A 20,314-nucleotide genomic window follows, 5' to 3' on the forward strand; every position below is an offset into this window, starting at 1 on the left:
ACCGTGACGACCGTGGCGGCCGTTCCGGTGGCTTCGGCGGCGGTGCCGGTCGTGACCGCGACGACCGCGGCGGCCGCTCCTTCGGCGACCGTCCGGCCCGCTCCTTCGGCGACCGTCCGGCCTTCGGTGACCGCCCGTCCTTCGGCCGTGACCGTGACGAGCGCGGCGGCAGCAGCCGTCCGTTCTCGCGCCGCGACGACCACCGTTCCGGCGGCCGTCCGCAGTCCGACCGCGGTGGCTTCAACCGTGACCGTGGTGGCTTCGGTGGCGGTGCCGGTCGTGACCGTGACGACCGCGGCGGCCGCTCCGGTGGCTTCGGTGGCGACGACCGCAAGCCGCGCTGGAAGAACTGACGTCGGCCGGAAAAGCCTGACGCCGTACGGCCGGTGATCGCCCGCCGGCCGGGCTGAACGTACGAAGGGCCCGCTCCCCCCGGAGCGGGCCCTTCGCGTTTCCCCCTCCCCGGCATCCCGCCGGGGCCCCGGTGTTGTTCTGCGAGTGAGAATAACCCGTGGCGCGCGGGCGCGGCGGTCCCGTAGCGTCGCGGCCATGAGCAGCAGACTGCACGACGTGGCACGGGTGAACGAGGAGATCGCCGAGCGGGGGAGCTACCGGACGGCCGGGGGCGAACTCGTGCAGGTGGGGGAGGAATTGGCGGCAGCGCGGGCCGGCACGGTGTCGTACCCGCCGGGCGGCCTGGACGCGCTGCCGGCGGCGGGGGACCGCGGGCCCGGGCCGGCGGACGGGCGGATCGAGGTGACGGCCGAGGGAAGCATCCAGGCCGCCCGGCGGCTGGTCGAGGCCGGGGCGGGGCCGGTCGGGGTGCTGAACTTCGCCTCCGCGCGCAACCCCGGCGGCGGCTACCTGCGCGGCGCCCGCGCCCAGGAGGAGGACCTCTGCCGCAGCGCCCTGCTGTACAGCTGCCTGCTGGAGGCGCCGGACTACTACGAGGCCCACCGGGCCTCCACCGACCTCCGGTACAGCCACCGGGTGATCGTCTCGCCGGCCGTGCCGGTGGTCAGGGACGGGCGCGGCGCCCTGCTGGCGCAGCCGTACCCGGTCACCTTCCTGACCTCGCCCGCGCCCAACGCGGGCCAGCTGGAACGGCGTTCGCCCGGTACGGACGTCCGGGGCGTGCTCGCCGAGCGGGCCGTACGGGTGCTCGCGGCGGCCGCCCGGCACGAGGTGCGCACGCTGGTGCTCGGGGCCTGGGGCTGCGGGGTGTTCGGCAACGACCCGGCGCAGGTCGCCGAGGCCTTCGAGGGGGCGCTGGCCCGGTACGGGGCGGCCTTCGAGCGGGTGGTGTTCGCGGTCTGGGACCGCACGCCGGTCTCGGCGAACCGGGCCGCCTTCGAGGCCCGGTTCGGTACGGCGGTCGCCCGGTAGCCGGCCGCCTGCCGGGCCGGCCGGCAGGCGGTTACTTCCGGCGGGCGGAGAGCGCCGTCGCCGCGGTGGAGGCCGCCGCGACCACGCCGGTCACGGCGAGGACCGACGGCCAGGCGCCGATCCGCTTCGCCAGCGGGTGCGAGCCGCCGAAGGCCGCCACGTACAGGCCGGTCAGCGCCGCCGCGGTGCCGGTGCCCGAGCTCCGGCGCCACTGCGCGGCCGCCCCGGCGCCGGCCACCGCCAGCACCGCGCCGCCCAGTTCGCGCCGACCGCTCCAGCGGGCGACGCCGTAACCGCCGACCAGACCGCTCGCGGCGGTCAGCGCCGCGGGCGCGGCGGCCGCGAGCACGTTCGGGACCTTCGCCATCGTCGACTCCACTCGTAGGGGCTGTGCCGGTTTCCGACGATAACCCGGCGAACGGGCGGCGGGTCCCCCGGGCCTCCGGTGCCTCCGGTGCCGCCGGGGCCTGCTAGCGGAACGCCTCGGCGGGCGTCTGCCCCGGCGCCGTGGCGGCCAGCAGCCGGGCCGCCTCCGCCGGGTCGAGCACCCGGTCGAGCCGGAGGTCGCCGGGGACCTCCTGGATGAACCGCCCGGCCGACCAGCTGCGCTCGTACGGCAGCGGCTCCAGCACCAGGGTGCGCACGCCGTCCACCACCGGGACGTCGCTCGGCGTCCCCTCGTTCCAGATCCAGGAGCCGTCCGGCGCGACCAGGTCGAAGGCGCCCGCGGCGATCACCCGGCGGCCGTCCAGGAACGCCGTCCTGGCCAGCGCCACCACCTCCGGGTCCTGCGGGGTGCCGGGCAGGTGGCCGCCGCCGACCAGCACGTCGGCGAGCAGGGTGTGCAGCTGGAAGGTGTCGCTCAGGCCGCTCATCCGCAGCAGGTAGCCGGTGCCGGTGGGGCGGTCGAGCACCAGCAACGGCTCGTCGTCCAGCATCAGGGCCAGGTGGACCAGGCCCTTGAAGTCGTGCTGCTCGCCCTGGTAGCGCTCGAACAGCTCCAGGAGCACCCCGGTCACGCCCGAGGCGCGGGCCTCGGCCCTGACCGCCGCGTGCGCGTACACCGCCCAGGCCGCCTGCTGCCACAGGTGCAGCGTCCACCAGGCCACCACGGCCAGGTGGGCGTTCCACTCGTCCAGGTGCGCGGGGTCGGCGATCCGCTCGTGCGCCTCGGCCGGATCGTCCTCCTCCGCGTCGGGCAGCGGGCCGCCGCCGGTGGAGACCCAGCGCCGCACCAGCAGCTGCGCGCCGGTCAGCGCCCCGCGCAGGCCGGCCAGCACCGGACCGGAGCAGGCGACCGGGTCGGCGCCGTGCTCCACGCAGGCGCCCACCACCATGGCCAGGTGCGCGCGGGGGAACGGCGGGGCGTCCGGCAGCAGCGCGGCCAGCCGGGGACCGGCCGCCACCGGCTCCGCCGGGTCGGCCGCGCCGAACAGTCCGCCGACCAGCCCGAGGGCGGGCCCGAACTGCTCGTCGTCCCCGGCCGCGACCACGGCCTCCAGGGCGGCCACGGCTTCGGTGAAGGTGGGCTGTTGACGGTGCGACGGTATCTGCTCGGTGGACATTCGCCGCAGCATAGGGGGCCGAACCGGTGCGGAGGAAACGCTTCCGCGGCCCCGGCCGGCCCGGGCAGGCCCCGGCTCCACGGGGGCCTGTCGGCCCCCGGTGGCAGACTTCGAGGGTGACCAGTTCAGTGGCCAGTTCCGCGATCACCGACGGCAGCTACCTCGTCCGCAACGTCGGCAGCGGGCTGCTGCTCCGGGTCGCCGACGCCTCCCGGCGCAGCGGTGCCCGGATCGTCCTCGGCACGGACGACGGCAGCGACGCCCAGCTCTGGCGCCTCACCGCCGTGCACCCGGGCGGGGCGCTGTTCCACATCGAGAACGCCGGCAGCGGCAAGCGCCTGGACGTCACCGGCGCCTCCACGGACGACGGCGTCCGCGTCCAGCAGTGGTCGGCCAACGCCTTCGGCGCCCAGGAGTGGCTGCTGGAGGCGCACGTCGACGCCCCCGGCACCTACACGGTCACCAGCTTCATCAGCGGCAAGCCCCTCACGGCGGGCGACACCCCGGAGGCCGACGTCCACCAGCGGGAGGACGCCGACGTCCCGGCCCAGTGGTGGCGCTTCGAGCGCCGGAAGGGCTAGCCGTACCGACCCGCCAGACCGCCGACCCGCCGACCCGGCGGTCCGTCAGGCGGAGAGGTTGGCGCGGACGGCGTCGAGTTCGGCGTCCGTGGTGCCGTGGTGGCGGAGGTAGTCGGGGATCGTGCCGTGCCTGCCGTGGATCCAGGCCAGGGAGGAGGCGAGGAGTTCGGCGTCGACCGGGCGGGAGAGGCGCTCGGCGCCGGTCTCGTCGATGTACGGGGCGGGGCCCTTGTCGAGGCCCAGGCCGAGGTTGGAGAGCAGGTAGTCGGCGGTGATCTCGGCCTCGGAGGCGCCCAGCAGGGACTGGAGGACGGCGATGGTGAGGCCGGTGCGGTCCTTGCCGACGGCGCAGTGGACGACGACGGCCAGTGACCCGGGCGCGGCGAGGCGGCGGATGACGGCGGCGAGCGAGGGGCCGGCCGTCTCGGCCATGAAGGGGTAGAGGGCGGCCTGGTCCTCGGGCCAGGGCAGGTCGACGTCGCCGCGGTCGGCGGGCAGGGTCGGCAGGTGGAGGGTCTCGTGGTCGAGGTCGTGCCGCTGGTCCGGCCAGACCTCCAGCTCGAACGCGCTGCGCAGGTCGACCACCGTCCGCAGGCCGAGCGCCTTGAGCCGCCTGGCACCCTCCCCGGTGAGCGTGTGGAAGGAGCCGGAGCGGTACAGCGCGCCCCGGCGGAGGGCGCCGATCCCGCCCGCGTCACGGAAGTTGCGCACACCGGGGATGTCGATGAAGGCGTCGGTCATGGCCACCACCGTACGGGCGGGGGCGGGCGGGCGGAAGGAAACCGGAGGGGGCCGCTCGGTGGCCGCGGGACGTCGGCCGAAACCGGCCCCCTCCGGTGCGGAACAGGCTGTTCAGCGCCCGCCCGAGACCTCCAGGAACGCCCCCGTGGTGTACGAGGCCGCCGGGGAGAGCAGGAAGAGGACCGCCTCGGCGACCTCCTCCGGCTGTCCGCCGCGCCGCATCGGCAGGCCGGGCGCGACCCGGTCGACCCGGCCCGGCTCGCCGCCGAGCGCGTGGATGCCGGTGTGGATCAGTCCGGGCCGCACCGTGTTGACCCGGATGCCCTCGGCGGCGACCTCCAGGGCCAGGCCGCGGGTCATCGAGTCCACCGCGCCCTTGGCGGCCGCGTAGTCGACGTACTCGTTCGGCGAGCCGATCCGGGAGGCGGCCGAGCCGACGTTGACGATGGCGCCGCCGCGACCGCCGTACCGGGTGGACATCCGGCGGACGGCCTGGGCCGCGCACAGGAACGGGCCGGTGATGTTGGCGGCCCAGATCCGGTTCAGTCGGTCCTCGTCGATCTCGTCCAGCCGGCACTGCTTCTCCAGCGTGCCGGCGTTGTTCACCAGGCCGGTGAGCGGGCCGAGTTCGGCGTCCACGGTGGCGAACAGCCGCTCCACCTCGGCGGTGCGGGTGACGTCGGCGCGGACCGCGAGGGCGGTGCCGCCCGCGGCCCCGATCGCTTCCACGACGGCCGCCGCGGCGGCCTCGTCCGTACGGTAGTTGACGCAGACCCGGTAGCCGCGGCGGGCCGCCAGCAGGGCGGTGGCGGCGCCGATGCCGCGACTCGCGCCGGTGACGATCAGGACCTCGTCGGTGGTGGTGGTCGACATGGTCCGTACGCTACCCGGCGGCGGCACGCGGTGGGCCAGGAGCGGAATTCGCTCGCCCGGCGCGGCCCGTTCCGGAGAGGATCGGCCGTGGGCGCGGCACCCGCCCGCCCGTTCGACGTCCGAGAGGAGTCCGTGGATGTCCACCGCCCCGGCCGTTCCCGGCACGGTCCTGCTCTCGGGCATCGTCGGCTCCACCGCGTACGGCTTCGCCCACGCCGGCTCCGACCTCGACCGGCTGGGCCTGTTCGCCACCCCCACCGAGGAGTTGCACGGCCTGCACCGCCCCGCCGAGTCGCACGTCACCACCGCGCCCGACGTCACCCTGCACGAGGCCGCCAAGTGGTGCCGGCTGGCGCTGAACTGCAACCCGACCGCCTCCGAGCTGGTCTGGCTGCCGGACGGGCTGTACGAGGTCCGCACCCCGCTCGGCGACGAACTGGTCGGCCTGCGCGACTCCTTCCTCAGCGCGCCCGCCGTGCGGAAGGCCTACCTCGGCTACGCCGACCAGCAGTTCCGCAAGCTGCTGACCCGCGACACGACCGACCCGGCCACCCGCCGCCGGGCCGCCAAGCACGCCAGGCACCTGGTCCGGCTGGTCGAGCAGGCCGTCCGCCTGCACCGGACCGGCCGCAACCTGATCCGGCTGCCCGACCCCGAACGCGTCCGCGACCTGGGCGAACGCATCGCCGACCACCCCGGCCTCGCCGAGCCGCTGCTCGCCGACGCCGCCGAGCGCCTCGCCGGCCCCGGCGTGCTGCCCGCGGCCGCCGACCCGCGCCCCGCCGAGGCCTGGCTCCGCCGGGTCCGTGCCGCCCACTACACGCCGCCTCGAGGACCGGTCGACAATCCCGGCACGCCCGTGCAATCCACTGGCGGAGCCCTGGGCCCCACCGGGTAGGATCGCCGTGGTCCTCCCATCCGGTACCCCCGGCGCGCGAGGGCCGTGGGCCGCTAGCTCAATTGGCAGAGCTGCGGACTTTTAATCCGTAGGTTCAGGGTTCGAGCCCCTGGCGGCCCACCACTCGAAGAGCCAGGTCAGACCTCAACTGACCTGGCTCTTTTCACATTTGTAGCTTTCTCGCGGTCTGCGTTGGCGCCCTGCCTGGCCTTCGCTTTGCCCCTTTTTGTCCTCAGGCGGGGACGGAGCGGGGATAGCGCCCCCGAAGGGCCCCCTCTGGGCCCCTTTCCATACACGTCCGTGGCGGTCCAGCAGCCTCCAAGTTCGGGGAGAATCCTCACCCTTCGCGTGTACCTCCTGGTGCCCTCAGCCAGGAGCACTGCCCGCCCGTCTTCGTCATGAGCTGCGAGCCGGTCGCGCCGGTGAACGGCATTGCGGTGGCATTGTTCGGCCGTCTCCAGTCCTGCACGGACCCGAGCCACCCATCGCCGGGCCTCCGGCCGGGTGGTGGCCGCCGGGACGACGCTCTCGGACCGGCGGGTCAGGTCCCCAGGATTCCTCCGATGAGCTCCCCCAGCAGCCGGGCGCCCACCCGGGCCGCCGCCAGCGCCCGCCCCTGCGGCGGTGCCGTCCGCTCGGTCGGACGGCGTCCCCCAACGGACGACCTTCTCGTCCCGGACCGGCCGGCCCGCCGCTTCCGTGATCCCGCTCGACCCATCCTCGACCGCCCTTCGGCACCGGCCCCTGCTCGAGGCCACCGGCACGGATTCTGCCGACCACAGCGTGGCCGTGGCTGGCGCGCACCGCAGCCTGTGGATAACCCCTGGGTGTGGATAACACCGTGACCCAGTTGGCGTAACACCCCACCAGATGCTGGAGAGGGGGCCGGGCAGAGGTACGGCGGGTCCGACGCCCGTCCACCGGGCACCGTGTTCGACACACGGACGGGTGGTCTCTCGCCTGAGACGGCCCGGACGGGTGCGGACGATCGCTATAACCCCATCATGATCACAAATATGCTGCGGCGCGGCCTGCCTGCGCTCGCCCTCGCTGCACTGCCTCTTCTGGGCGCCGTTCCCGCCGACGCCGTCGACGCGCGGGCCGCAAGCGCGGCCGCCCAGGCTTCGGCTGTCGCCGTTCAGGTCCCGGGCCCGCTGCGCCTGTCCGAGGCGGTCGCCTTGCTGCCCATCGCAGAGGAACACCGCGACGACTACGACCGCAGCCTCTACAAGCACTGGAACCGCGGGCTCGACCTCGCCGATGGGTGCAACACCCGGGCGGAGGTGATCCTGTCCGAGGCCGTGGTCGCGCCGCAGGTGACGTCGGGGTGCAAGTTGGTGGGCGGCGAGTGGTTCTCGTACTACGACGGCGTGACCGTAACGTCCGCCTCCGCTCTGGATGTTGACCACATCGTTCCGCTTGCCGAAGTCCATGACTCGGGGGGCTACGCCTGGGATGCAGCCCGCCGAGAGGCCTACGCCAACGACCAGGGCAGCCCGCTCACCCTCGTTGCGGTCACCGCGAAGTCCAACAGGGCCAAGGGTGACAAGGACCCGGCGCAGTGGCTTCCGCCGCTCGGCGGCGACGTTCATTGCCGGTACGCCGCCGAGTGGGTCTCCACCAAACTGAGCTGGCGCCTGGCGGCGGATCCTGCGGAGGCCGACGCGCTGGCCGGCCTCGCTCAACGGTGCCCGGCCGCGACGGTGGAGTACGAGTCGGCCCCGTAGCGGAGGGGAGGCGGCAGCCGGGGCGTGGGACCTCGGCCGCCTCCGCGCGTTCGTACCGCGCCAGCTGTTGGCCGACGTGGTCCCTCGGCCGACAGCAGGCCGGCTCGGCGTCGCCAGATCTTGGCCAGCGGACATGCCGGATCACGAACGTGGCGATCTTCATCATCTTGGGTGCGGTCGAGAACCTTGGTGGGAGTCAGGCGGGGCCCGGAGCCGACCGAATTTTGAATTGCTCACGCCAATCGGCGTGAGCTGCAAGTGCCTACCATGCCGGTCCCCGGCATGGAAGCAAAACAGAATTTATTAACTCGCAGGCGTGTTGTCGGGTAACTCGCCTGGACCCTTCTCGTTCTGATATGTGAAATGGGAATCTGGCTGATGCCGGTAACCAATCGAATGCCCCCCAGCGGCCTGGTCAAAGTTGTCAGGCCGAGTCCAGGCCGCTGGGAGCCACCCTGGAAATACAGGAGGATCACATGAGTGAGGCCCCTGCTCGCTGCCCGAACGTGAATTCGGGCGCAGAGCCGCAGTCTCCTGCGGCCCGTCTTGGGGGATGCCCACGCGGGTGCACGGCTACACCACAGCTGGCCGAGCGGTGCGTGTACGCGCTCGACTCGGTGCTGAGGCTCGTGGTGCCCGGGATTATCGCGGCTTCGATGGAGGGCGAGACGGCCGATGAGGCCGCCCTGCTCTTCAGGGTCGGCTGGCCGATCGTAGTCCCGGTGCTGCGGGCCGTCGGCAAGGGCCTCCGCAGAGCCTTCGGTGGGCGCCGGCCGCGGCCCGTGCCGGTGGGATGGGCCGCGGCCAGCGGTGCTGTTCGCGGAGGGGCTGAAGAAGAGGCGACCGACCGCCAGTGCGAGTAGGTGGGCACAGCCTCTCCTTCTTGGTGAAATGTTGTGGAGCCCACTGCCGCGTGAAGTGGGCTTCATGCAATAGCCGACCACCCGCCGCCCAGTGGATGGTCCGACTGTCGAAGGGTCCCCTTCCTCGCACGGTGACTTTCTGCAATGCAGCGCGGCATGCCGGTGCAGTCGAGCAGAGATTGACGTTCCCCGCTGCTTGCACCGGTTGATCGTGGCTCGTTCGGACTAACGGCAACGCTACGAAGCTGGAAACGGCGGCGTGCGAAGGGCGCAGGACTGTTCACCCGATGGGGTGAATAGTTTATATTAATTATCAATAAGCGGCGTTAATTTTGCGCTTGAAGGTAGGCATCTATGTCAATCGATGTCAGATATTGACAGGGGATTGAGGGCGGACCTCGGTTGGGCAGGCTGAGGAGCTTCGACGGCGGCCAGCTTGAGTAGGAAGGGCGGGGCGAGGTGGCGCATCGTCTCGTGCCTGTCCGAGTCCGTCGTGGCGAGGACGCTGTTGATGGCGTCGAGGGCTGGCGTGGTGGGTGCGCAGCAGGCACCGGGGGCCGGAGCAGATTGCTCCGGCCCCACGGGGTTTGGCCAGAAGGCCGTTACGCCGAGACGATCTCGCCCGGGGGCTGGTCGTCGTCGGCCTCGGGAGCACTGGTGGCGTGGAGCTGCGCGGCCTGCTCCAGGGCTTGCTCGAAGGCGGTCTTGACCGCCTTCTCGTCCGTGCCGCGGGCCACGACTTCGATGGTGCCGCGCAGGCCGTGACGCAGCTGCACCGAGCTGACGGCGGCCTGGTCGGTGTACAGGTCGCGTTCGAACTCGAAGCACGGCTGCCCGGTGAGCGGCAGCCGGTAGATCGGTGCGCCGGTGCGGCGGTCGACGCAGGCGACGGCGGAGTGGATTTGCTGGTGCCGGGGCTGGCGCTCCCACAGCACCCCGCGGCCGGACCAGCGGGTACGCTTCTTCGGCATCGTCGTGGGGCGTTCCCTCAGCCCGGGATAGCCGTGGGCCAGGAACTTGTTCCACAGGTCCACGATGGTGTGCGCGTCCTCGGCGTTGGTCATAGCGACCTCGAAGCCACCGAGCACCAGCAGGTACACCAGCGGGGCGCTGGAGGTGCTGCGGGACTTCACCGGGACGAGGGCGGCGGCCTTCTCGGCGTTCTCACGGTCGAGGGACGGCAGGACGGAGGTGTAGGTGTCGGCGGTCAGTATGTACGTGGCGTGGCCGAGTACCTCCTGCACGACCTTGAGGTCCGCGCCCGCGCCGAGCAGCAGGGTGGCCGCGAGGTGCCGAAGATCGTGCAAGCGTACGGGAGGCAGGCCCAGCTTGTTGCACAGCAGCTCGAACCGGTCGGTGAGGTAGTCCGGGTTGATCTCGGTGCCGTCCTCGCGGACGAACACCTTGTCGGTCACCGACCATGGCTGTCCGGCTTCGGCCGCGTCGTGGCGGGCCTCGGTCATCCGGTCGCGGTGGTCCCGCAGTTCCTGGAGGGTGTGGCTGTCGAGGGCGAGGGTGCGCTCGCTGTCCTGCTTCGGCTTCTTCCCGAGCGGCTTGCCCTTCACCGTGACCACCTGCCAGTCGACGGTGATGACCGCGGTCTCAAGGTTGGCCTTCGGCCATTCGAAGCCGGCGCCCTCGCCCCGGCGCAGCCCTCGGAAAATGGCCAGGTGCCAGAAGGCGCGCAGCCAGTCCCCCTCGATGCCGTCGAGGAACTGGCCGGCCTGCTCCGGGGTCCACACCATCACCTTCGACGGCTTCTCGCCGGTGCGCCGCCACTCCTCGACGCGCTCCGGTGTCCACAGCAACGCCTTCGGCCGCTTGCCGGAGGGCAGGTCGACCAGGCTCGCCCAGTTCCGGCTGACCTGGCCCTTCTTGACCGCCGCCGTGAGGGCGGAGCGCAGGGTGGCGCGGATGCGTTGCATGGTCGCCGGGGCGACGATGCGCATCTGGGCGTGCGGCTCGCGCTTGGGTATCTCCGGCGCGGGCACCGGCGGAGGTGAGGCGTTCCTCTTCGGCCGGCCCGGTTTGCGCCCGTACAGGGCCTTCCACTCGGCGTACTCGGCGCGGGCCTTGGCGATCAGCGCCAGCTCGTAGGCGATGACGACGTTGCGGGCCTGGATCGCGTCGAACATGTCGGCGATCGGCTCGGCGGTCAGGTCCTCCAGCTTGATGTGGCCGAGCGCGGGGATCAGGTAGATCCGCAGGTGGCTCTCGTAGGAGCTGACGGTCGTCGGCTCCAGGGTCTTGCGCTGCTCCAGCCATTTGATCAAGTACTGGGCGACCGTGGTGCGGTGGTCGATCACCTCACCGCGGTCCACCTTGCCGATCGCCTTCTTCAGGGCGACCACGGCAGCGTCCTTGTCCGCGTACCCGCCCCTGCGGTCCCGCTTGGGCTTGCCGTCGGGGCCGGGCTTCAGCTTGAGGTAGTACCACCACGTTCCGTGGGCCTTCTTGCCTTTCAGCTTCAGGCAGCGGGCTCCGAGTTCGCGCATCTTGGGCTTTCCCCCCGCGTCCAGCACGGGCTGCCTGTTCTCGTCCAGGACGGGCTCGCGGCAGGTGCAGCGGCGGTACACCGACCCGGGACTGTCGTTCTTCGACTCGCGCTCGCTCATCTCTCTCAATCGGCGCTCAGGCCCCGCTGGTTGGGGCGGCGGTCATGGCACGCCCACACTCACCGGCACCGCGCTGGTCAGGGCACAGGCCGGTGTGGTTATGGGGAGTTGGCCGTGACCGTACGGCGGGTGGCACGGTTGGGTCGCGCCGAGGCTGGACGGGGTCAGCCGTGCCCTTGCCGACATAGACGGAGATGGACCGGGGCAGACGACCGAGTGGTCGGCGTGCCGTCGCTGTACGGTAGTTGCCCTGGTTCCGCGCGGTCGCGGGCGGCCGTTCCGGGCGGGATGGAATTCCTCGGCAAGGGCGCCATTCGCGGCTCGCATGGACGTTGACCTGCATCGATGTGGCCTTCGGTGTACCGGCGCAGCCGGTGCGGCACACATGGGAACTGCCCGCACCGGCCGTGGACGGCGGGACGGTAGGGTCCGGCGCGGGCCAAGGTGCGGGCATGACAACGAGCCCCGTTCCCGCCCTTCCCGACCCTCAGGTCCAGCCGACGATGACCGTGCCCGAGGCCGGCCGCATCCTCGGTCTTGAGCGCGCCGCCAGCTACAACGCCGCCCGGCGCGGCGATATCCCGACGATCACCGTCGGCCGTCGCCTCCTGGTTCCGACCGCGAAGCTGCGCGTCCTGCTGGGCCTCGACCAGGCCGCCGACACCGCCGCCTGAGCGCTGCCCTCACCCTCGACCGCCATGCCGGACTGCGGACCCGGCACCCCACCTTGGTAGGAGAACACCGACATGCCCTGGTTCGCCGTCGGCGACAGCACGGACGACCACCCCAAGATCCTCTCGGCGGGCAACGCGGCCGTCGGCCTGTGGGTGCGCTGCGGTGCCTACGCGAGCGCCCACCTGACCGACGGGGTGATCCCCGGGGCGGTCGCGGCGAAGAACGGCACGACCACCCAGATCGCCAAACTGCTCGCCTCCGGGCTGTGGCACGAGGCCGGGCACTCGTGCGCACGTTGCCCCCAGCCTCGGCGCGGCGACTACATGATGCACGGCTACCTGGACGCCAACCCGAGCCGCCGCCAGGTCCAGGAGCGGCGTCGGCGCGCGGCAGAGAAGAAGCGCCAGCAGCGCAACCCGCCGTCGAACGGCGACGATTCCGCCGACGATCCGGGACCAAACTGTGCCCCATCCGGCGAGGTCCGCGCAGGCCAGCCGCCCGCGTCCCTGGGGGACGTCCCGCGTCCTCGTACGCGTCCGGCCCCTCCCCGCCCCTCCCGCAGGGAGGGGGCTGGTGTGGGTGGGGAAGGTGCAGGTAGGTGGGGGCCAGCAGCGCGCCGGCACCCCTTGCCCGACGGCTTCTGGCCGGACACCGCGACGCTGGCGTGGGCGGCGGCCGACGGCCACCTGGACCGCCTCGGCGGCCCGGCCGGGCTGGCTGCCGTGACCGCGGCGTTCACGGACTGGCACCACGGCCGCGCCACCCTCGGCGCGGACTGGCAGGCCCTGTGGCGCAAGTGGGTGCGCGAGCAGCGGGAGCAGCCCGGACTTCCTTCGCCTGACCGCCCGGCCGGGCCCGGCCGCCGAACTGCGGCACGCCGAAGGTCGGCCCCTGCGGCGCAGGTGAGCGTCGCGGACCGGTTCGCCTCGATCGAGACCGCGATCGCACGCGACCAGGAAGCCGAACCCGCCGCCGAACGGTCGCTGACGCTACTGCCCGAAGTACCGGGCGGCCGGGCCCGGACCGCCGGTGCGGCACCGATGCCGGGGCAGCGGCCCCTGATGGCCGCCCTGCCCGGAGGGCGCGCGGCTGCTCCCGACCCGCTGGAGGTGCTGGAGGCGATCGCCGACCACGGCCAGGCCCACGCTGTCGCCCTGTTCGGCTGGCGGGCGGTGTCGGCACTTCTCGTCGGCGACGCCGCGGCGGCCGGAGAAGCGTGAGCGTGCTGCCGACGCGAGGCCTCGCCCGATGCCGCCGGTGCGGCACGGCCGTGCACTGGACCATCACCGCCGCCGGTGCGCGGCTGGCCGTCGACGCGCACCCGTGCGCGCTCGGCAACACCGCGGTCTACCGCGACGGCACCGGCACCATCCGCTCGCGCCGCCCGAACGCGGAACTGCCGCTGCTGCCGTACGAACGGCTGCACCTGCCGCACGCGGCCACCTGCATCGCGCGGCAGATGGAGAGCAACCCTTCGCCCCGTCGCGCGTCTTGACGGTGTGAGAACGAACCGGCCTGCTGGTCCAGCAGGCCGGTCGAGAGCAGATCGACGGAGGAAGGGCGCGTGGCTCAGGAGTACGAGACGGTGCTGGCGGCGCTACGCCGTTGGGGGAACGCCCGGCTGACCGAGGGCGGCTGGTTGGCACGATGCCCGGCGCACGACGACCGGCAGGGCTCCCTGCTGGTGCTCGCGGCCGGAGACGGCCGAGTGGAACTGGACTGCCTGGCCGACGGATGCGAAGCGCAGGACATCGCGGCGGCGCTGCGGCTGGGCCCGGAGTACGTGGTGGTCGCGCCGCCGGCGTTCGATGACGGCCCCGGCTGGATCTGGCCCGGCTACGTGCCGTCGGCAGGCCTGAGCCTGATCGATGGCGAGGACGGCGTCAGCACCTTGGCGGTGGCCTTGGACGTCGCGGTGCGGGCGGCGACGGCGGCAGCCCTGCCCGACGGGCAACAGCCCCAGACGGCGCGCACCGTGCTGGTGCTCGCATCGCCGCAGACGGCCGACCGGACGGCGGACCTGCTGGCGGCCTGCGGGACGGGCGGCGACAGGGTCGAGGTGGCCCCCGTGCTGGGCGGCCGAGGCGGGCGGCGAGGCATGCGCCTGCCCGGCGACGCCGACCAGATGGAGTACCTCCTGCGCGAGCGTCGGCCCGACCTCGTGGTGGTGGACCTCATGACGGTCTGCCCGTACCGGGTCCCTGTCGAGAAGGCGATGCGGGTGCTCGCGGAACTCGCACAGCGCGTCGGCACGGCGGTTCTGGCGGTCCGGGACGCCTCGAAGCGCGCGGGCTGGTCGTCCACGCGCAGGGCGATGGAGGCGTCGCGGTCCTCGCATACGGTCGCGGTGCACATGGCTGTCCGCGGGGCAGACGGGGCGATGGCGCTGGTGCCGGTGGCCAGCAGCGGGTGGGCGGTCATGGGCGGCTTGCAGTTCCAGGCGGGCCGGACCCGGCCCGTGGTGTGGAGCAGCCGCTCCCAGCGAGGCCGCGATGAGGCGATGACCGGCGCGGACCTGTCGCGGCGGCGCCCGGCGCGTACCAGCGCCTACACACTTCTGAGTCACCTGCTGGCGGCCGGCCCGGTGCCGGCCCGGGACGTGCTGGCGGCGGCTGTGGCCGTCGGGCTCGCCCCGCGCACGGTGCAGCGGGCGCGGCGCCAGCTCGGGGTGGTGGCGTCGAAGACAGGAGATGGCTGGGTGCTGTCCCTGCCGGGCCGGGGCTCCTCGGGTCGAGGAGCCCCGGGCTCAGGTCAGTGGCTCGGCTGAGGGCCGTACGGGGTGCTCGGGGTCGGGGAGGGGGCCGAGGTCGGGAACAGGGTGGTGATGGCGGTCGGGGACGGGGCAGGGGCCGTGGCCGTCGGGGCGGTCACGATCTGCGTGGCGGTGATGGTCACGGTGACGGTCGGGGCGGGCTCGGTGATCGTGGCCGCCGGGGCGGTGACGGTGACCGTGGTGGGCGTCTCGGGCAGGGTGATGGTGGCCAGGCTCGGGGCGTCGGCGGGTGCGGGGCAGAGGGCCGCCGGGGAGAGGGCGGCCTGCGGGGTCACGGTGGGGGCCGCCGGGGAGAGGGCGGGCAGCGGCTGTGCCGGGGCGGGGCTGATGGTCACGGCCGTCGGGGTGGCCGGGGCGGCGGTCGGGCGGGTGCTGATGACCATACCGGTGGTGAAGGCCGTGGTGACGGCGAAGGCGACTGCCGCGTGCCGGGCGGTGATGCGGGCCATGGTTGGTCTCCTTGCGGTTGGGGCCGGGGGTTCGCGGTCCCCGGCTGGCGGTACCAGCCTCGCAGAGAAATTGACTCAAGTCAATAAAAGATAGTGAAGTAAATTTCTTGCGGACTCCTCGGTGCGACACCCGACCGCAGGTCCGGCACCGTGGCCTGCCGACCGACACGAACAGGAGGGCCACGTGACCAAGTCGCTGCCCGCGGTCCCCGCGCCGCGCCCCGGCAGGCTTGGCCGCCGCCTCTACGCGGAACTCGCCGCCTCGGCCCCCGCCGTCCGCCGGCGCTTCTACGCCACCCTCGACACCGGCGACTGGGCGCAGGTCCTCGCAGCAGCCGACGCCGAAGCCGGCACTCCCTACGCCCTGTGGGCCGACGACCCGGCCGGTTTCGTGGAGGACGTCCTCGGCGAATCCCAATGGAGCCGCCAGCGGGACATCCTCGAAGCGCTGGTCGACAACCGCCGCGTCGCAGTGCCCTCGTGCTTCGGCTCCGGCAAGACCCACATCGCGGCCCGCGCCGCCGTCTGGTCCGCCGTCGTGCACCCGCCCGGCACCGCGCTCACGGTCACCACCGCCACACGGGCCCGGCAGGTCCAGCGCCAGATGTGGCCCCACATCCGTCAGATCGTTGCCCGCGCCGGACTGCCCGGCGAAGTCGGCGTTGCCCAGTGGAAGATGCCCGACCGCCACGGCTCGGACACCGTGGTCGCCTACGGCTTCAGCGCCCCACCGCACGACGAGTCCGCCGTCCAGGGCATCCACGCACCCCGTCTGATGGTCATCGTGGACGAAGCCGGCGGCATCGGCCGGATCATCGGCGCCGCGATGCGCGGCCTGCTCACCGGCGAGCACACCCGCGCCCTGCTGATCGGCAACCCGCCCACCGACGACGAGGGATCATGGTTCGAGCAGACCTGCGCCGACCCCGCCGTGCGCGTCCTGCCGATCAGCGTCTACGACACCCCGCTGCTGTCCGGCGAACGCACCCGGCGTTGTCGCGCCTGCCCGCCCCAGGCCCCGCCCCACCTGCTCGCCACCCACCTCGTGGACCCCCAGTGGGTCGAAGAGGCCATCCGCGACCACGGCGAGGACGCGCCCTTCGTCCAGGCGAAGGTGCACGCGAGGTTTCCTCGCGGGGGTCAGGCCCGCGCCATCCCCTCCTCCTGGGTCGAGCGCGCCATCGACACCCCCGAACCGGACGGCCCGGACTACGTCGCCCTCAACACCCTCGGCCTGGACGGCGAGACCAGCACCTACGGGGTGCGGCGCGGCGCCTGGGTCCGGCTCGGTGTCGACGTCGCCGCCGACGGCGGCGACGAGTTCGCCATCGCCCGCTCCGTCGGCGACCTGGTCGAGCTGCGCCACGCCACCGCCGGCCAGGACAACGCGGACGCCGTGGTCGTCGCCGGAGTCGTACTGCGGGAGATCAAGGCCGCCCAGGATCTCGCGACGGCGCTCGGCAGCACCGCCCCCGTGCGCGTCAAAGTCGACGCGGTCGGCATCGGCTGGGGTGTCGCCGGCCTGCTGGAGGCGTGGCGGCGTGAAGGCCTCCACCACGCCGAGATCGTCACCGTGCTCGCCAGCGAAGGCACCGGCCGGGACGACGAGGCCGCGACGCTGCGCCCCTCCAACAAGAGGGACGAGATGTGGCTCGCGATGAGAGCGCTGCTGTCTCCCCACGGGCAGAGCTCTCTACGGCTGCGCATCGACCGTCGCACCCAGGCCCAATTGTCCACTCCGAAGCTCGAAACCAACTCGGGCGGACGAACCGTCATCGAATCCAAGAAGTCGATGAGAAGGCGAGGCATCAGCTCACCCGACCGCGCCGAGGCGGTCCTGCTCGCCCCCTACGAGCCGCACACCGGCCGCCGCCGTGTTCGGGTGATCGCCTGACGAACGCCCGGTAACGCCCCGACCTGCGGAAGGGAAATTGATGGGCAATATGCCGATAATGCATATCCCAACTATTCCCGTTGACAGGGGAGATGGGTGGGGCTTGGATGGCAAGTCTTCCGGAGGGCGGCCATCCGGAACGGGCGAAGGGGAGTCGCTGATTTTGGCATGTTCGCGCCCTGTCGGTCGAGCGCGCGATAATTCAGTACGAGGGGGGACCATGCCATCGCTACAGCGTCTCACCGGGATGCTTGAATTCGGATTGACGGAATTCCCGGACACGCCGCCTCACGAACTGGCCCGCACCGTCACCTCCGTGTGGCCCGCCTACCCAACCGGCCGCCGCCGGGTGCGCGGCGACCTCACCGCAATCCTCGCCATCGCAGACCTGGACGACTGGGCGCCGGACGGCCCCGGCCTCGGCGAACTCGTGAGCCGTACCGTCGGAGCCGGCGCCGCTGCCCTCGCCGTCGTCTCCACCACCGGCGACGTGCCAGCAGAACTCGTCGCCGCCGTGCGGCACCTGCGGGCTCCGCTGCTCACCCTCCCCGCCAGCACATCGTGGACCGACCTCGCGGAGACGGTGATCCGGGAGCGCATCACCGACCTGCGTCACGGCATCGAGTGGCGCGACTGGTTGCTGGGGCAGGCGCGTCCCACTGCGGACGTCCGGCGCTCGGGCCGCATCGTGCGCTGGCTGGCCGCCGAGATCGGCGGCCGGGTGGTGCTGATCGGCCGGGACGGGGCCGTCGTCGCCATGGCGCCGCAGCGCGCGGCGAGCAAGCTCGCCACGGTGGCCGACAAGATTCAGGAGATTGCCACGGGCCGCATCGAGTCGGCCGCCCTCGAGAGCGGCGGCGCCGAGATTCGCCTGGTTGCCGTCGGCAGCGCCCGGCCGCGCGCCGTGCTGGCCGTCGCCACGACCCAGCTGTTCGACCGCGCGCTCACGCAGGTCACCAACCGCGCTGCCGACCTGCTCTCCCTCCACCTCGCGGTAGAAGACGCCGACGTCGTCCTCCAGAACCACCGGGCCGCGGCAATGACGCTGCATGCTGCCATCCTGGAGCTGCTGTTGACGGGCGAGGTGTCCAAGGCCCGCCGTACAGCCGCCAGCCTCTACCCTGGCCTTCTCGACGCCGCAGCCGCCCGCGTGTACATCCTGGAGAGCCGACCGGGCGAGCGGGACCAGCTGTACGAGGAGTGCCGGCGCTCCATCGGCAGGCTCTCCCTGGTCGCGCAGTCCCCGACCTATGAGGAGCACCTGATCGTCGTCGCCCCGCAGCCGTGCATGTCCACGGATACCGATGACGAGGTGAGCGCCGCGCTGCGCAGGCTGGTTGTTCTGCGCCCCTACCGGTACCTCGGAGCCAGCGGACTGCGGCTGATCGCCGAGACGGATCAGTCCTACCGCCACGCCCTGCGAGCGCTCACCGGCGCCCGCATCAACCGCAGCAGAACTGCGTGCTACAGCTCGCAGGGGCGACTTCCCGAACTGCTCAACCGGCTCCACCCGGGATGGGCAACGTCCGTGCTGCACCCGCTCCTCCGGCAGGAGACGGCGGATCGTGACGTGCTGCTCCAGGCGCTCACGCTGACGCTCCAGTCGTCGGTGCGGGCGGCCGCCGAACTCGCCGGAGCCCATCGCAACACCGTCGCCAACCGCGTACGGGCCGCAGCGGGCATCCTGGGAGTCGACCTTGAGTGCCTTCGCGACCGCGCCGTGGTGGCGGCTGCGCTGGACGCCCTGTTCCTGGACGAAAGCGCCGGCGAGGCGGTGAACCGCGGGCCTGCCGATCTCCATGCCTATCTGGCACATCCCGATGTGCAGGTCTGGAAGAGCGAGCTCCTTGAGGTGTTGACAGAGGATCTGGTCGACACCTTGAAAGCATGGGTGCTGGCCAGCGGCGACACGGCCCGCATGGCCGAGGCCCTCGGGATCCACGCCCAGACAGTCCGCAAGCGACTGCGTATCGCGGCCCGGTTCCTCCAACGGGATCTGCTCGGTCAGAGCGCTGACGCGTACGACGTTGTGCTGGCGATCGCGAGCGAGTTCAACATCCCGCTGCCACTGCCGCAGGTCTAGGCCCACACTCATTGACTACGGTCCGCGATTCATCGTCACTATCTGTTCCCGCTGTGCAGTGGTGACATGCAGCCTGTGCATTGAGCAGATTCCGTATCGACCGCACACCATCTACGGTCGACTGCGGGGGGTAACCCGAATCTGCAACTCTCAGAATGGAGAGGAAACTTGCGCACTCTTGCCGTGCTGGAGACAAGCCAGCACGCAAATCAGATCGTCAACCGACTCGCCGCAGCGCACTACTCAGTTCGTCCATGGGGTATCACGGACAGCGTCGAGCAGACCCCGCGCGAGACCACCAGCGTGGCCGCCGCCACACTGCTCCAGGCCGAAAGCACTGAGCAGGTCTTCGGCATCCTCGGAGAACGGGCAGGGGGCACCGAGGCCGCCCTGCCCGGAGACGATGGGCTCGCCTACCAGGGCTGACGCCAACGCCCCTTTGGGCACCGACCCGAAGGCCACACACGAGACGGGACCACCAGCACCACGGGGCCCGTGCAGAACAGGACGAACGACCGCTGCTGCCACCGGCGCCCACCCGCAGGGACGCCCGCTGGCGAGGGGAGTGCAGCTTGACCACCGACCGCACTACGACCGACGACGCCGACACCGACACCCACGAGTGGGTGATCGCCGCGTACGTCCCCGTGGACACACAAGGCGCCGCCTACGCGCGCCGCCGCGGCGTCTACCGCGTCCCGGCCACAACCAAGATCTGGACCACAGACGTGATCTGCATCCAGTGCCGCAGGCCCTACGACGAGGTCAGCGACGAGCCGTGCGCCGGCTCCGACCCGATGCTGCACGGTGGGCCCATCGGTACCCGCAAGCGTCGGCCCGCGCCCGAGCACCGCCACCAGATCGGCGCGGCGGAGAGCTTCCGCAAGCCGAACCCCGGGAACCCGGGCGACCGGATGCGGGACCAGCCGCCGGGACGCTAGGCCACGAACTGCCTAGCCTGCCTGCCGTGACCATACCCAGCAGGCACCAGCCCCACCTGACGGACGACGTCGCGCACCTGACCGCACGCCGGGTGCGCGACGTCGCCGCCATCGTCCTGCTCGTCCTCGGCGCCATCGGCCTCAACACGGCCGCCTACGCCACCGACCCGCGCCTCGGCCTCGCCTGCACCAGCCTGCTCGCGCTCGCGGTCGCCGCCATCCTCGGCCACCACACCGAGCAGTAGGAGGA

20 protein-coding genes and 1 tRNA gene are annotated in these 20,314 nt (G+C 72.3%); 14 read left to right on the plus strand and 7 right to left on the minus strand.

Translation table 11 applies throughout. The annotated features are described in order from the left end of the window. Nucleotides 1-551: hypothetical protein (locus tag ACZ7C5_RS02575; protein WP_470321742.1), on the minus strand; the 551-nt coding region annotated here is incomplete at its 3' end. Here ACZ7C5_RS02575 and ACZ7C5_RS02580 point away from each other — a divergent pair. Then, nucleotides 550-1,386 (plus strand): TIGR02452 family protein, encoded by an 837-nt coding sequence (locus tag ACZ7C5_RS02580; RefSeq protein ID WP_470321743.1) that lies wholly within the window; start codon nt 550-552, stop codon nt 1,384-1,386. The genes ACZ7C5_RS02575 and ACZ7C5_RS02580 overlap by 2 nt on opposite strands. Nucleotides 1,387-1,417: 31 nt before the next feature. Here ACZ7C5_RS02580 and ACZ7C5_RS02585 read toward each other — a convergent pair whose 3' ends face one another. Then, a complete protein-coding gene (locus ACZ7C5_RS02585; protein WP_401088994.1) occupies nt 1,418-1,753 on the minus strand; it encodes a hypothetical protein in 336 nt (111 codons plus the stop codon). 103 nt (nt 1,754-1,856) lie between these two features. Then, nucleotides 1,857-2,951, minus strand: a complete 1,095-nt coding sequence (locus tag ACZ7C5_RS02590) for a hypothetical protein (RefSeq protein ID WP_470321744.1) — start codon at nt 2,949-2,951, stop codon at nt 1,857-1,859. A gap of 116 nt (nt 2,952-3,067) precedes the next feature. On the opposite strand from ACZ7C5_RS02590, the gene ACZ7C5_RS02595 reads away from it, so the two are divergent. Continuing rightward, nucleotides 3,068-3,532, plus strand: a complete 465-nt coding sequence (locus ACZ7C5_RS02595; protein ID WP_470321745.1) for an RICIN domain-containing protein — start codon at nt 3,068-3,070, stop codon at nt 3,530-3,532. 45 nt (nt 3,533-3,577) lie between these two features. Here the strand turns inward: ACZ7C5_RS02595 and ACZ7C5_RS02600 are convergent, their stop codons facing one another. Then, entirely contained in the window at nt 3,578-4,273 is a 696-nt protein-coding gene (locus ACZ7C5_RS02600; protein WP_401088988.1) for a tyrosine-protein phosphatase, read from the minus strand. A gap of 111 nt (nt 4,274-4,384) precedes the next feature. Continuing rightward, complete coding sequence (locus tag ACZ7C5_RS02605) at nt 4,385-5,146, minus strand: SDR family oxidoreductase (protein ID WP_401088986.1); 762 nt, start codon at nt 5,144-5,146, stop codon at nt 4,385-4,387. Between the two features lie 136 nt (nt 5,147-5,282). On the opposite strand from ACZ7C5_RS02605, the gene ACZ7C5_RS02610 reads away from it, so the two are divergent. The 3 genes from ACZ7C5_RS02610 to ACZ7C5_RS02620 all read left to right on the plus strand — a co-directional run bounded on the left by ACZ7C5_RS02610 (nt 5,283) and on the right by ACZ7C5_RS02620 (nt 7,771). Continuing rightward, a complete protein-coding gene (locus tag ACZ7C5_RS02610; RefSeq protein ID WP_401088985.1) occupies nt 5,283-6,044 on the plus strand; it encodes a nucleotidyltransferase domain-containing protein in 762 nt (253 codons plus the stop codon). Between the two features lie 47 nt (nt 6,045-6,091). Then, nucleotides 6,092-6,167, plus strand: a tRNA-Lys gene (locus ACZ7C5_RS02615). Nucleotides 6,168-7,048: 881 nt separating this feature from the next. Further along, a complete protein-coding gene (locus ACZ7C5_RS02620; RefSeq protein ID WP_470321746.1) occupies nt 7,049-7,771 on the plus strand; it encodes a GmrSD restriction endonuclease domain-containing protein in 723 nt (240 codons plus the stop codon). 1,465 nt (nt 7,772-9,236) lie between these two features. Here the strand turns inward: ACZ7C5_RS02620 and ACZ7C5_RS02625 are convergent. Continuing rightward, nucleotides 9,237-11,249, minus strand: a complete 2,013-nt coding sequence (locus ACZ7C5_RS02625; protein ID WP_470321747.1) for a site-specific integrase — start codon at nt 11,247-11,249, stop codon at nt 9,237-9,239. A 452-nt stretch (nt 11,250-11,701) separates the two neighbouring features. On the opposite strand from ACZ7C5_RS02625, the gene ACZ7C5_RS02630 reads away from it, so the two are divergent. The 4 genes from ACZ7C5_RS02630 (at nt 11,702) to ACZ7C5_RS02645 (ending at nt 14,691) form a co-directional block, all read left to right on the plus strand. After that, the gene (locus ACZ7C5_RS02630) at nt 11,702-11,923 is read left to right on the plus strand and encodes a helix-turn-helix domain-containing protein (protein ID WP_470321748.1); all 222 of its coding nucleotides are present in this window, start codon (nt 11,702-11,704) and stop codon (nt 11,921-11,923) included. Nucleotides 11,924-11,995: 72 nt separating this feature from the next. After that, nucleotides 11,996-13,144, plus strand: coding sequence for a hypothetical protein (locus tag ACZ7C5_RS02635; protein ID WP_470321749.1), 1,149 nt, complete (start codon nt 11,996-11,998; stop codon nt 13,142-13,144). A gap of 50 nt (nt 13,145-13,194) precedes the next feature. Then, nucleotides 13,195-13,419 (plus strand): hypothetical protein, encoded by a 225-nt coding sequence (locus ACZ7C5_RS02640; RefSeq protein ID WP_470321750.1) that lies wholly within the window; start codon nt 13,195-13,197, stop codon nt 13,417-13,419. A 69-nt stretch (nt 13,420-13,488) separates the two neighbouring features. Beyond that, the gene (locus ACZ7C5_RS02645; protein WP_470321751.1) at nt 13,489-14,691 is read left to right on the plus strand and encodes an AAA family ATPase; all 1,203 of its coding nucleotides are present in this window, start codon (nt 13,489-13,491) and stop codon (nt 14,689-14,691) included. Here ACZ7C5_RS02645 and ACZ7C5_RS02650 read toward each other — a convergent pair. Next, nucleotides 14,676-15,146, minus strand: coding sequence for a hypothetical protein (locus ACZ7C5_RS02650; RefSeq protein ID WP_470321752.1), 471 nt, complete (start codon nt 15,144-15,146; stop codon nt 14,676-14,678). The two genes, ACZ7C5_RS02645 and ACZ7C5_RS02650, sit on opposite strands and share 16 nt — an antisense overlap. A 184-nt stretch (nt 15,147-15,330) precedes the next feature. On the opposite strand from ACZ7C5_RS02650, the gene ACZ7C5_RS02655 reads away from it, so the two are divergent. The 5 genes from ACZ7C5_RS02655 to ACZ7C5_RS02675 all read left to right on the plus strand — a co-directional run bounded on the left by ACZ7C5_RS02655 (nt 15,331) and on the right by ACZ7C5_RS02675 (nt 20,309). Continuing rightward, nucleotides 15,331-17,040 (plus strand): hypothetical protein, encoded by a 1,710-nt coding sequence (locus tag ACZ7C5_RS02655; RefSeq protein WP_470321753.1) that lies wholly within the window; start codon nt 15,331-15,333, stop codon nt 17,038-17,040. 220 nt (nt 17,041-17,260) lie between these two features. Then, on the plus strand, nt 17,261-19,123 hold the full coding sequence (locus ACZ7C5_RS02660) for a helix-turn-helix domain-containing protein (protein ID WP_470321754.1): 1,863 nt from the start codon (nt 17,261-17,263) through the stop codon (nt 19,121-19,123). Nucleotides 19,124-19,291: 168 nt separating this feature from the next. After that, nucleotides 19,292-19,549, plus strand: coding sequence for a hypothetical protein (locus ACZ7C5_RS02665; protein ID WP_470321755.1), 258 nt, complete (start codon nt 19,292-19,294; stop codon nt 19,547-19,549). A 146-nt stretch (nt 19,550-19,695) separates the two neighbouring features. Continuing rightward, the gene (locus ACZ7C5_RS02670) at nt 19,696-20,064 is read left to right on the plus strand and encodes a hypothetical protein (protein ID WP_470321756.1); all 369 of its coding nucleotides are present in this window, start codon (nt 19,696-19,698) and stop codon (nt 20,062-20,064) included. Between the two features lie 26 nt (nt 20,065-20,090). Further along, nucleotides 20,091-20,309 carry a hypothetical protein gene (locus tag ACZ7C5_RS02675; RefSeq protein ID WP_470321757.1) on the plus strand — a complete coding sequence of 73 codons (219 nt, stop codon included), beginning with the start codon at nt 20,091-20,093 and terminating at the stop codon, nt 20,307-20,309. The last annotated feature ends 5 nt before the right edge of the window (nt 20,310-20,314 follow it).

This window comes from Kitasatospora sp. NPDC036993, assembly GCF_055607525.1.

Excerpts from the sequence above, each read along its gene's own strand:
- ACZ7C5_RS02580 (WP_470321743.1), top strand. The coding sequence starts at position 550 with ATGAGCAGCAGACTGCACGACGTGGCACGGGTGAACGAGGAGATCGCC.
- ACZ7C5_RS02585 (WP_401088994.1), bottom strand. The coding sequence starts at position 1,753 with ATGGCGAAGGTCCCGAACGTGCTCGCGGCCGCCGCGCCCGCGGCGCTG.
- ACZ7C5_RS02590 (WP_470321744.1), bottom strand. The coding sequence starts at position 2,951 with ATGTCCACCGAGCAGATACCGTCGCACCGTCAACAGCCCACCTTCACC.
- ACZ7C5_RS02600 (WP_401088988.1), bottom strand. The coding sequence starts at position 4,273 with ATGACCGACGCCTTCATCGACATCCCCGGTGTGCGCAACTTCCGTGAC.
- ACZ7C5_RS02605 (WP_401088986.1), bottom strand. The coding sequence starts at position 5,146 with ATGTCGACCACCACCACCGACGAGGTCCTGATCGTCACCGGCGCGAGT.
- ACZ7C5_RS02610 (WP_401088985.1), top strand. The coding sequence starts at position 5,283 with ATGTCCACCGCCCCGGCCGTTCCCGGCACGGTCCTGCTCTCGGGCATC.
- ACZ7C5_RS02620 (WP_470321746.1), top strand. The coding sequence starts at position 7,049 with ATGATCACAAATATGCTGCGGCGCGGCCTGCCTGCGCTCGCCCTCGCT.
- ACZ7C5_RS02625 (WP_470321747.1), bottom strand. The coding sequence starts at position 11,249 with ATGAGCGAGCGCGAGTCGAAGAACGACAGTCCCGGGTCGGTGTACCGC.
- ACZ7C5_RS02630 (WP_470321748.1), top strand. The coding sequence starts at position 11,702 with ATGACAACGAGCCCCGTTCCCGCCCTTCCCGACCCTCAGGTCCAGCCG.
- ACZ7C5_RS02635 (WP_470321749.1), top strand. The coding sequence starts at position 11,996 with ATGCCCTGGTTCGCCGTCGGCGACAGCACGGACGACCACCCCAAGATC.
- ACZ7C5_RS02650 (WP_470321752.1), bottom strand. The coding sequence starts at position 15,146 with ATGGCCCGCATCACCGCCCGGCACGCGGCAGTCGCCTTCGCCGTCACC.
- ACZ7C5_RS02660 (WP_470321754.1), top strand. The coding sequence starts at position 17,261 with ATGCCATCGCTACAGCGTCTCACCGGGATGCTTGAATTCGGATTGACG.